Genomic DNA, 11,040 nt, shown 5'->3' with positions numbered 1-11,040 from the left:
CGGCGGACCGCCGGCGGTCAGGGACCTGCCCGCAAGGCGTGCGCCGTGGCGCTGTTCGATGCCCTGATCTCGGGGTGAGCTCTCATGACCAGGAGGCGGCTCACACCGCTTGTGGGCATCTGTTCGTCACCGAGGGAGCATCGCGCCGGCGCGCAGGGATGCGTGGGGGCGTCGGCGCCGCGCTTGGCACGAAGTATGAACCCTGGCGCCTGCGGCTGCCGAATGGCACGGTCAGTCTATCTCTTGATAGGAGGCTTGATGATGGATCTTTTCAGCAAACGTCACCGGCTCGTCGTTGCGATGCTCATGCTCTTCGTACCTTTGCTCACCGGCGCCAAGGGCAGAGGCTGTCAGGGCCCGATCGAGGGCGGGGGGGCTGGCCCTGGGGGAGGCGGGGTGGCGGGCGGCGAGCCGGCCTCGTGCAAGGTGACCGGCTGCAGCGGTCAGGTCTGCGCCGATGCCGATGAGGACGTGGTCACGACCTGCGAGTGGCGCGAGGAATACGCGTGTTACAAGGAGCACGGCGTGTGCGAGCGGGGCGCGTCGGGCGAGTGCGGCTGGCGCGCGACACCGGAGCTCGAGGCGTGCCTTGGCGGCGACGAGCCTGCCCCGTGCGTGGTGACCGGCTGCAGCGGTCAGGTCTGCGCCGACGCCGATGAGGAGGTGGTCACGACCTGCGAGTGGCGCGAGGAGTATGCGTGTTACGAGGAGCACGGCGTGTGCGAGCGGGGCGCGTCGGGCGAGTGCGGCTGGCGCGCGACGCCGGAGCTCGAGGCGTGCCTCGGCGGCGACAAGCCTGCCCCGTGCAAGGTGACCGGCTGCAGCGGTCAGGTCTGCGCCGATGAGGAGGTGGCCACGACATGTGAGTACCGGGAGGAGTATGCGTGTTACAAGGAGCACGGCGTGTGCGAGCGGGACGCGTCGGGCGAGTGCGGCTGGCGGGCGACGCCGGAGCTCGAGGCGTGCCTTGGCGGAGGCGAGGCTGCGCCGTGCAAGGTGACGGGCTGCAGCGGTCAGATCTGCGCGGACAAGGATCTGGACGTCGTCACCACGTGCGAGTGGCTCGAGGAGTACGCGTGTTACAAGGAGCACAGCGTGTGCGAGCGGGGCGCGTCGGGCGAGTGCGGCTGGCGGGCGACGCCGGAGCTCGAGGCCTGCATCGAGGCGGCTTCCGGTGAGTAGAGCGGAGCGCAGGTTCGGGCGCCGACTTCGGCGCTGACCGTTGCGGCGCCGATCTCTTTCATGATCTCCCTCCGGGCGACGGATCTCGACATGTGACCGCCTGAGCCCGGAGGCGGCCTGCGGGTGCGTGGACCGCGCCTGCTCTCTCTGGAAGTGAGACCGTCAGTCGATCTCGAAGCGTGCAGAAGCGCTTTCCCTACTCTCCCACGAGCCGCAGCCCCACCGGCAGCCCCTCTCCAAAGAACGCCGCGCGCTCGGACTCCTCGACGGCCACCACCTCGCGCACCGCCTTGAGCCACGCCTCGGGCGCGCCCGCCTTGACGAGCCGCCGCTCCACCTCGCCGCGGACCCGGTCCGAGACGTCGCGCGCCCGGTCCCCGGTCCTGCGCGCGAGCTGCACCGCGGCCGGCGCCGCGGACGGCAGCTCCTGCCACTTCTCGCGCAGCAGGTGGTCGAGCCACCGCTCGGCCGCCGCCGGCGACACCACATGGTGGACGCTCGCGTAGGCCGGCACGCGCGCGCCGAGGCGGCCGATCGCCGCCCAGAGCCGCGCGTCGCGGTCGGTCCACGTGCGCTCCAGGATCCACGCGCCGAGCTCGCTCCTCCGGCCCGCGGGCACGCGCTCCAGCGACGCGCAGAGCTCGAGCAGATCGTCGAGCGCCTCCGGCTTCACCCCCTTCGGCTTCTTCAGCCGCTGCTCGGCCGGGGCCAGGAACGGATCCGCCAGATCCCGGATCGCGACCTGCAGCGGCTCGTCGAGGCCGCCCGCGATGCGGCGCCAGGCGATCCAGAACTGCTGCCAGGAGCGCGCCTCCTGCGGGAACGCCAGCCGCTCGGCGAAGAGCGGCGCGAGCGCGGCGACGCGCGCCGGGTCGCCCGCGTCGCCGAACCCGGGGCGGAGGCAGTAGCCGGCGAGCGACCAGAACACGCGCTCGTGATCGGCCGAGCGCCGCCGCGAGCGCGCGCTCGGGACGAGGGTGTCGAGCAGCGCCCGCGCGGTCTCCGTCGTCCAGGCGGCGCGCTCCCCGAGGACGCGCTCGAGCTCGCGCACGAGGTTCTTCGCCTCCCGCGGCGCCACGTCGGGCCGCCCCTTGCCGAACACCCGCTCGATCGCCTCCCGGGCCTCGTCGAGGCGCTTGCCGCCTGGCGTCGCCGCGGCGTGAGGCCTCGCCTGCGCCCGCTCCGCCGGGGCGCCGTCCGGCGCGCTTCCCGCGGTCTCGGCCGCGCGCGCGCCGCGGCCGTCCTCGCGCAGCTGGAACGCCAGGCGGAATCGGCGCGGCGCCGCGGCGTCCACCTCGACGCAGGCGAGGTCCAGGGTGCCGATCGCGGTGAGCTCCCCCTCGATCTGCACCCGCACCTCCGCCTGCTTTCCGGTCGCGGCGCGCGCCGCGTCCCCCGCGTCGAACGCCACAGCGATCGGCGGCAGCGCCTCGAACCGGTCGTCCTCGAGGGGGACGAGGTCGCCCGCGCGATCGGCGCGCGCGTCGTCCGACGCGAACAGGTCGAACCGCACCGGGCGCCCCACGACGAGGGCGAACGTCCGCCCGGCCGCCGCGTGGACGCTGCCCTCCTTCGCGCCGCGCGGCACGACGCAGACCGCCGGCCGCGGCCCCCCGGCGGCCGGCGGCTCGAGGCCGACGTAGTAGCCGCGCGCCGCGCCCCCCTCGATGCGCACGCCGCGGCCCGCGAGGGCGAGGCCGTACGCGACCGCGCCCCGCGCCACCGCGAGGTCGGGATCGGCGTGCGGGAGCAGATCGAGCGGCGGGCCGCCCCAGCGCTCGACGACCTGCGCGAGGCGCTCCGCGACGCGGCGGGCGCGGAAGACGCCGCCGTTCAGGAGCAGCGCGGTCGGCCCTCGCGCCTCGGGGGCGTGGCGCGCGAAGAACCAGGCCACGTGCCGGGTGATCGCGACGTCCCGCTCGTAGGGCAGGCCGAACGCGACGAGCCCGCTCCGCCCGCGCTGCGGCCGGGCGTCCCGCGGCGCCTCCGGGAAGAAGCCGTCCAGCACGACGCCCTCGACCTCCTCGCGGCCGAGGCGCGTCGTCAGCGCGCCGCCCACGAGCCGCGCGCCCTGCGAGAGCACGGTGACCGGCGCGTCGTCCGGCGGCGCCGGCGCGGCGCTGCCGGCGCCGTCGGACGGCGCGGCGCTGCCGGCGCCGCCCGACGACGCGCCGCCGGCGAGCAGGCGCTCCTTGGCGGCGCGGCAGGCCAGCACGAGCTGCCCGAAGCGCGCCGGGTCGAGCTTCTCCCCTGCGCCCACGAGGCGCGGCTCGCAGAGGTGGGCGAGCGCCAGGTCCATGTTGTCGCCGCCGAGCAAGAGGTGGTGGCCGACCGCGACGCGCGAGACCTCGGGGCGGCCCCTGGCCGCGTCAGCGCCCTGGGCCACCCGGATGAGCGACAGATCGGTCGTGCCGCCGCCGACGTCGCAGACGAGGACCATCGCCTCGCCGCCCGAGCGGGCGAGCAGGGCGTCGAGGCCCTCGGCGCCGGCGAGCCGCATGAAGTCGTAGAACGCGGCCTGCGGCTCCTCGAGGAGGCGCGCCGAGAGGCCGGCGCGGCGGGCGGCCTCGACGGTGAGCTCGCGCGCGACCTCGTCGAACGAGGCCGGCACGGTGAGCACGACCTCCTGCGCCGCGAGCGGGCGCTCCGGGAAGGCGTCGTCCCAGGTGCGCCGCACGTGGGCGAGGATCCGGGCGCTCGCGTCGAGCGGCGAGACGCGCGGCAGGGAGGCCGCCTCCTCGGCCGCGCCCCATGGCAGGATGGGCGCCGTGCGGTCGACGGCGGGGTGGCAGAGCCAGCTCTTCGCCGAGGCGATGAGCCGCCCGGGGATCTCGCCGCCGCGCCGGCGCGCGTGCTCGCCGATCGCGAAGGGCGCGTCGCCGAACGGATCGGCCGGCGCCTCGCCGGGGAGGGGCGCGTAGAGCAGCGACGGCAGCAGCGGGCGCGCCTCGATCTCGGTGGCCGTCACGAGCTGCGGGATCGAGAAGACGCGGATCGCGCCGGGATCGGCGTCGCGCTCGGCCCACGCAACCACGGTGTGCGTGGTGCCGAGGTCGATTCCGACGATCAGGCTCGAGCTCTTCGCGGGGGCGGACATGCGTGCGCGCAGCAACGATACTGGATCGCCGCGGCGCATTCCGCAGGTCCGGCGCGCCGCCGCGCCGGCTCGCGCGCGCCCGCGCGCTTCTTCCGGTTCTTCCGGGCGATTCCCCGTGCTAGAGCCGCGAAATGCGAGCGAACCGAGCGATCTGGCTTGTGGTCCTGGGCGCCCTTGCGGCGGGGTGCGGGTCGGCGAAGACCGAGATGTCGGTGGCGGCGAGCGCGGCGCCGCCGCCGCCTCCTCCTCCGGTGGTCGTCCAGCCGGCGGCGCCTGCCGAGGCGGTCATCGAGGGGGATCGCATCAAGATCGCCCGGCCGATCTTCTACGACCTCGACAAGGACGAGATCCGGCCGGAGTCGTTCTCGGTCCTCGACGCGGTGGCGAACATCCTGCGGACGCACCCGGAGATCACCGCGCTCACGGTCGAGGGGCACACGGACAACCAGGGCAGCGTGGATCACAACATCAAGCTGTCCGAGCGCCGCGCGAACGCCGTGGTCCGCTACCTCGTCCAGCACGGCGTCGCGACGCCGATGACGGCGCCGGGCTACGGCGCCGGCGCGCCTCTCTGCTTCACGAACGACGAGGGCTGCCGCGCCATGAACCGGCGCGTGGAGTTCCGCATCAAGTCGAAGTGACCCGCTGGCGGCCGACCGAGGCCGCCCGCTCGTCGCTCCAGGTAAGGCACGCCCCTCCCCGAGCCTTCTCCCTGGGCCACCCAGGTCTCGGAACAACAGGCCAGGTTAACACAGCCCCTCATTCGAAATCGACTGATTTCGATCGACGTCAGCGCGTGCGCCGTTTTGTCGCCGGGTTGCGGCGCACTGGCCCGCTGGTTGTTGGTCGCGTCGGTCACGTCGGTCACGTCGGTCACGTCGGTCGCCTCGGCTTCGTTCGTTGCCCCCATTACGCTCGTCGCCCTTCCTTCCGTCCTCGCGCAGCTCGCCCGCGCAGCGCTGCCTATCGCATCGCCGTGCGCCCCGCGAGGCGCACGGCACGAGAGGATGCCTGTCCGTCTGTGCGCCTGTGGGACAATCAACTCCCAAAGATGATTGTGCTGCAAATTTGTATTGAACGGCGCCTCTCGATCGTACTTAATACATCACGGGAATCCGCGCGCTGAGTGCGACGCGCCAGTTCGAGCAACTCATTGCATTCCAAGGTGGATCATGGCGAGCGTTCGTCGTCGTATGCTGGAGATCGCTTGTCTCGTCCTTCCGGGGCTCGTGTGGTTTTCGCCGCGCACCGCCGCTGCGCATCACGTCGACCATCTCAGGTGGGCGGAGAGCCTCGTGGACAACATCAGCACTGAGAACAACGAATACAACTCGAGCCCCAGCTTCATCAGCTGGGCTGGTGTGGCCGGCGCGCGGCGCTACGCGAACCGGACGCAGTGCGCCACCTTCCTGACGGAGCTGCTCAAGCGGGGCTACGGCTTCACCGAAGCATCGCTGAGCGACTGGCTGGGCAGCCGGAGCCCGAGCGCGGCCGCCTACTACGACGCCATCGTCGAGGAGAATGGATTCGAGAGGATCCACGACCCCAGGGACGCGCGCGCCGCCGACATCATCGCCATCCGCTACCCCGCTGGCGAGTCGTCGACAGGACACGTCGCGATCCTCCGCCGGGCGCCGAGGGCGAAGCTCCCCGTCAGCCCCCTCGTCGCGGGCACATTCCAGTTCGAGGCGAGCATCGTCGACTCGACGAGCACGCACCACGGCTCGTCCGACTCCAGGTACGCCTCGAGCGGCCGGGGGGCCTCCGGCGCCGGCTATGGGACGATGCGGCTCTATACGAACACCTCGAACACCATCGTCGGGCACACCTGGAGCACGGCCGCCGTCACGGCCTATTACCCCGCGACGGTGCGTCAGGTGGTGATTGGCAGGCTGGTGTTCGAGGACGACGATCGGTCGGACCGGGGCAGGGGGTCGGACGACGACGACTCCGACGACCGGTGGTAGCGAGGGGCTGACGGCTGCTTCCGAGTGCCCAAGGCGCGTCCCTGAGGCCGTGAATGGCCGGATCATTGGCCCGCTGAGCTCGGCTCTGCCGAGGCCCGATGTTCATCGCGCGCCGCTGCGCGACGTGACGGGAATGCGCGCGACGCCCCCTTCTTCGAGCCAGGTCGCGAGCGTCTTCAGCGTCGGGTGAAGCGCGCGCAGCGAGGCGACGTCGATGTCGACGCGGAGCTTGACCGCGGCCTCCACGATGCGCTCGAACAGGGGATTTTCGCGCAGGGCCTCGGCTGGGATGCGCGCATAGGCGAGCGGCTGCCCCGTCGCGCGCCCGAGCGCGGCCGCCGTCTCGACGCCGGTCAATACGTCGCCTCCGAGCTCGAGGGTTCTGCCTGCGAAGGCTTCGGGCGCAGCGAGGACCGCGGCCGCGATCGCGCCGATGTCCTCGGCCGCGATGAAGGGGATACGGTGCCCCGGTGGGTAGAAGAACGTGAACTTCCCCGGCGCCGCGTAGAACTGCGGCTGGGTGAGCAGCTCGAAGAACGCCCCCGGGCGCAGGATGGTGAAGGGCACGTCGAGCGAGCGAACGTACGTCTCGATCTGCCACTTGCTCTCGAAGTGGCCGACACCCGTGCCCGGCTCGAGGCCGGCCATCGAGGTGTACACCAGGTGCCGGACCCTCGCCGCGCGCGCGGCGTCGGCGACGTTCTTGCCGAAGCGCGCCTCGTCCTCCGACGTGACGCCGTACTGCGGTTGCCCCTCGCTCGGCTGCACGCTGAAGACGGCGTCCGCCCCCCGGGCCGCGGCCTCGAGCGAGGCGCGGTCGCCCAGGTCGCCGCCCACGACCTCTGCTCCGAGCCGGCGCAGCGCCGCGGCGGGCTCTCCCTGGGGATTTCTGACAAGAGCACGGACGCGAACGCCGCGCGACAGCAGCGCCCGCGCCGTGCCGCCGCCCTGCTGTCCGGTAGCGCCGGTGACGAGGACGAGCCTCTCCTTCGTGGTCATGACTGGTCTCCCTTCGCGTGGGTCGGGCCCGTGGCGCAGCAGCGCCGGCCCCCCACGCACTCCACGATAAGGGCTCGCGAGGAGACGAACAGCGCTGTAGCGTCCATAGAAATGGTTCGATCGTCCAGAGAGGAAGATGCATGGACGTCCTGACGGAGGCGCTCCGCAGCGTCCAGCTGCGGAGCCAGATCTACGGCCGGCTCGAGCTGAAGGCGCCCTGGGGCATGCGGATCGACGCGCACGACGTGACGACGTTTTACGCGCTCTCGCGGGGCGGCTGCGTGCTCGACGCGGGCGGGCGCCGCCTGACGCTGGCGCCCGGCGATGTCGTCTTCTTGCGCGCCGGGCTCGCGCATACGCTGCGCGACCGCCCCGGCTCGCGCGCCGTCTCGCCAGAGGTGGTGTACGCGCAGCGCGGGGGCCGATGCGGGGGCATCGTGCACTACGGCGGCGATGGGGCGCCGACGACGATCGTCGCGGGCGGCCTTCACTTCGCCGACGCGCGCCTGAACCCGCTCCTCGCGAGCCTGCCCGAGCTCATTCACGTGCAGGGCGACGGCGGCGTCGCGACCCGGTGGCTCGAGTCGACGCTGCAGTTCGTCGCCGCCGAGATGGACGCGGAGCTGCCCGGCTACGAGCTTGTCGCGGGCCGCCTCGCCGACGTGCTGTTCGTGCAGGCGCTGCGCACCCATGTCGCGGGCGTCACATGCGGGCAGCCGGGCTGGCTGCGGGCGCTCTGGGACCCCACCCTCGGCGCCGCCTTGCAGCGGATGCACGAGCGGCCCGCCGACCCGTGGACGGTCGAGGCGCTCGCGCGCGTCGCGGGCGTGTCGCGCTCGGCCTTCGCCGCCCGCTTCAAGGGGGCGCTCGGCGTCGCGCCGCTCGAGTACCTGACGCGCTGGCGCATGCACCGCGCCGCCGAGCTGCTCGCCGACGAGGCCGCGAGCACGGCGTCGGTGGCAAGCTCCATGGGGTACGCCACCGACGGCGCGTTCGTGAAGGCCTTCAAGCGCCACATGGGCGAGACCCCGGGCGCCTACCGGCGCAAGGCGCGCGCCCCGTCCGACCGGTAGCGCCCGCTCTGGAGCGCCGGCTGGCGCGCGCCTCAGAACGCCGGCACCACCGCGCCGCCGTAGCTGGACTCGATGAAGCGCCGCACCTCGTCGGAGTGCAGCGCCTTGATCAACGCCTGCACCTCGGGCCGCGCCTCATCGCCCTTCCGCACCGCCAGCACGTTCGCGTACGGGTTGCCCTTGGCGGACTCGCGGGCGAGCACCTTCGCGTCCAGCTTCAGGTTCTTCTGCGCCTCGAGGAAGTAGTTGCCGTTGATGACGGCGGCGTCGACGTCCGCCAGCGTGCGCGGCTGCTGCTCGGCGTCGATCTCCCGCAGCGCGAGCTTGCGCGGGCTGTCGAGCACGTCCTTCACGGTCGCGGCGACCCCAGCCCCCTCGCGGAGGCGCAAGAGCCCGTGCTGGGCCAGGAGCTGGAGGGCCCGGCTCCCGTTGGTCGGGTCGGCCGGGATCGTCACCTGCGCTGCCTCGGGCAGGTCCTCGAGGCGAGCGTGCTTGGTGGAGTAAAGGGCCAGTGGCTCGAGGTGCACAGCCGCCGCGCTGCTCAGCGAGAGCTGGCGATCGGCGCTGAAGCGCTCCAGGTAGGGCACGTGCTGGAAGTAATTGGCGCCGAGCTGGCCGTCGGAAAGCGCGATGTTCGGCTGGATGTAGTCGGTGAACTCGACCACCTCGATCTTCACACCCTCCCGCTCGGCCAGCGGCGCGGCCGCCCGGAGGATCTCCGCGTGCGGCACCGGGGTGGCGCCGACCTTCAAGGTGCGGCTGCCGCCAGCGCCGGCGGGTTCGTCCGGCTTACCGCAGCTGGAGAGCAGCGCCGTCACCGAGAGCAGGAGCGCTGAGACAACGATCGCTGGGGTTCCCTTCATGGTCCGTCCTCCGGAGGGTTCATGGGGCGAGGCGGCGCGGGCCAGGCCCCTGCAACAGGGTCAATCGCGGGCGCCGGCGCCCCGGGGGCTCGTGCGGTCGAGCCGGGAGGCGAGGCGGTCCCCGAGCAGCTGGACGCCTTGCACCAGCGCGAGGAGCACGACGAGACAGCCCAGCATCACATCGGTGCGAAAGCGCATGTAACCGTATTTCACGGCCAGGTCGCCGAGGCCGCCGCCGCCCACGGCGCCCGCCATGGCGCTGTATCCGAGCACGCTGATCACCATGAGCGCCGTGCCGCGCACGAGGGACGGCAGCGCCTCGGGCAGGAGCACCCGGAGGATCACCTGCCGGTGCGTGGAGCCCATCGCCACCGCCGCCTCCAGGAGCCCAGGGTCCACCTCCCGCAAGCTCTGCTCCACGACGCGCCCCATGAAGGGGATCGCAGCGACGACCAGCGGCACGATGGCGGCCGTGGTGCCGATGGTGGTGCCGACGAGGAGCCGGGTGAGCGGCACGATGGCCACCATGAGGATGATGAACGGCACCGAGCGCCCCACGTTCACGAGCGTGCCGAGCGAGCGGTTGAGCAGCGGCCGCTCCCAGAGCCCGCCGCGGTCGGTGATCACCAGCAGCACGCCGAGCGGGAGCCCCGCGAGCGCGACCAGGATCGCGGAGACCGACGCCATGTAGAGCGTCTCGACGGTGGCTGTCCACAGCGACGCTACGAGCTCGCTAGGCATGGGCGACGGGCTCCGACAGACAACGCTGCTCGCGCAGGTGGCTCAGCGCCTGCTCCAGCGCCTCGGGGGCGCCGGTGAGCTCGACCAGCAGCCGGCCCACCGGGACGCCTCCCACCCGCTCCAGCGTGCCTTCGAGCAGGGTGGCGTCCACGCCGAAGCGGCGCGCCAGCACGGCGAGCACCGGCTGAGCGGCGGCGTCCCCGGCGAGGGACAGGCAGACGAGGCGGCCTCCGGGGCGGACAGGCCAGCTGCCCGCGGTGAAGGGCGGGTAACATAGCGCGCTCAAGCGCGCGCCGGGCAGCGCCAGCAGGTCGACGACCTTGCCCTGCTCGACCACCCGGCCACGCTCCAGCACGGCCGCTGAGTGGCAGATCTCCTTGAGCACCTCCGTCTGGTGGGTGATGAGCAGGATGGTGAGCCCCAGCTGCCGGTTGATGTCCCGCAGCAGGCCGAGCACCGCGCGCGTCGTCTCCGGGTCGAGGGCGGAGGTGGCCTCGTCCGACAGCAGCACGCGCGGCCGCGGCGCGAGCGCCCGGGCGATCCCCACCCGCTGCTTCTGGCCGCCGGACAGCTGGGCCGGGTAGGCCCACGCCTTGTCCGAGAGGTTGACCAGCGAGAGGAGCTCCTCCACCCGCTCGCGGATGCGGCCCGGCGGCCAGCCCGCGATGGCCAGCGGATAGGCGATGTTCTCTGCCACGGTTTGCGCGGAGAAGAGATTGAAGTGCTGGAAGATCATGCCGATGCCCTGGCGGGCCTGCCGGAGCTCCCGCGGGCCGAGCGCCAGCATGTCCCGTCCCTCGACCTTCACCTCACCTGCGGTGGGCCGCTCAAGCAGGTTGACGCAGCGGATGAGGGTGGATTTGCCCGCGCCGCTGTGCCCTAGCACCCCGAACACCTCGCCGGGGGCCACGCGCAAGGAGACGCCCTCCAGCGCCGTCACCTCGCGCCCGCCGTGCCGGTATACCTTGCTGACGTCACGCAGCTCGATCACGGCCGATGACCACCTCCCACCCGCCCCGCAGCGGTCTCCGGGAGCGGGCCACCAGCGGAGAGCGACAGCTGTGTCGCTCGCGCAGAAGCCGTGGATCCGCTTGTAGCGTCCACGTCGTGCCCTAGCA

The 11,040-nt window shown here is 72.7% G+C and carries 9 protein-coding genes; 4 read left to right on the top strand and 5 right to left on the bottom strand.

Annotation, left to right across the window (positions count from 1 at the left end):
* Positions 1-258 precede the first annotated feature (258 nt).
* On the top strand, positions 259-1,182 hold the full coding sequence (locus tag WMF14_RS35005) for a hypothetical protein (RefSeq protein ID WP_437793269.1): 924 nt from the start codon (positions 259-261) through the stop codon (positions 1,180-1,182).
* Positions 1,183-1,378: 196 nt separating this feature from the next.
* Here WMF14_RS35005 and WMF14_RS35000 read toward each other — a convergent pair whose 3' ends face one another.
* Positions 1,379-4,279, bottom strand: coding sequence for an Hsp70 family protein (locus WMF14_RS35000; RefSeq protein ID WP_437793267.1), 2,901 nt, complete (start codon positions 4,277-4,279; stop codon positions 1,379-1,381).
* Between the two features lie 131 nt (positions 4,280-4,410).
* Here WMF14_RS35000 and WMF14_RS34995 point away from each other — a divergent pair, with 131 nt between their 5' ends.
* Together WMF14_RS34995 and WMF14_RS34990 are read left to right on the top strand one after the other, a co-directional pair.
* The gene (locus WMF14_RS34995) at positions 4,411-4,920 is read left to right on the top strand and encodes an OmpA family protein (protein WP_272095399.1); all 510 of its coding nucleotides are present in this window, start codon (positions 4,411-4,413) and stop codon (positions 4,918-4,920) included.
* 654 nt (positions 4,921-5,574) lie between these two features.
* Positions 5,575-6,246, top strand: a complete 672-nt coding sequence (locus WMF14_RS34990) for a hypothetical protein (RefSeq protein WP_437793265.1) — start codon at positions 5,575-5,577, stop codon at positions 6,244-6,246.
* Between the two features lie 102 nt (positions 6,247-6,348).
* Here the strand turns inward: WMF14_RS34990 and WMF14_RS34985 are convergent, their stop codons facing one another.
* A complete protein-coding gene (locus WMF14_RS34985; RefSeq protein WP_437793263.1) occupies positions 6,349-7,245 on the bottom strand; it encodes an NmrA family NAD(P)-binding protein in 897 nt (298 codons plus the stop codon).
* Positions 7,246-7,385: 140 nt separating this feature from the next.
* Between WMF14_RS34985 and WMF14_RS34980 the strand changes: the two genes are divergently transcribed.
* Complete coding sequence (locus tag WMF14_RS34980; protein WP_437793261.1) at positions 7,386-8,318, top strand: cupin domain-containing protein; 933 nt, start codon at positions 7,386-7,388, stop codon at positions 8,316-8,318.
* Positions 8,319-8,350: 32 nt separating this feature from the next.
* On the opposite strand, the gene WMF14_RS34975 is transcribed toward WMF14_RS34980, so the two are convergent.
* Genes WMF14_RS34975 through WMF14_RS34965 form a run of 3 tightly spaced genes read right to left on the bottom strand, consistent with a single transcriptional unit; the run spans position 8,351 to position 10,913 of the window.
* On the bottom strand, positions 8,351-9,181 hold the full coding sequence (locus WMF14_RS34975) for a MetQ/NlpA family ABC transporter substrate-binding protein (protein ID WP_437793259.1): 831 nt from the start codon (positions 9,179-9,181) through the stop codon (positions 8,351-8,353).
* Positions 9,182-9,241: 60 nt separating this feature from the next.
* Positions 9,242-9,922, bottom strand: coding sequence for a methionine ABC transporter permease (locus tag WMF14_RS34970; RefSeq protein ID WP_437793257.1), 681 nt, complete (start codon positions 9,920-9,922; stop codon positions 9,242-9,244).
* Positions 9,915-10,913 carry a methionine ABC transporter ATP-binding protein gene (locus WMF14_RS34965; RefSeq protein ID WP_437793255.1) on the bottom strand — a complete coding sequence of 333 codons (999 nt, stop codon included), beginning with the start codon at positions 10,911-10,913 and terminating at the stop codon, positions 9,915-9,917. Before WMF14_RS34965 ends, WMF14_RS34970 begins: the two co-directional genes overlap by 8 nt.
* Positions 10,914-11,040 lie beyond the last annotated feature (127 nt).

The sequence above is a fragment of the Sorangium sp. So ce693 genome (assembly GCF_051521375.1).
GTDB lineage: Bacteria > Myxococcota_A > Polyangia > Polyangiales > Polyangiaceae > Sorangium > Sorangium atrum.
This window is presented reverse-complemented; position numbering and strand designations above follow the sequence as displayed.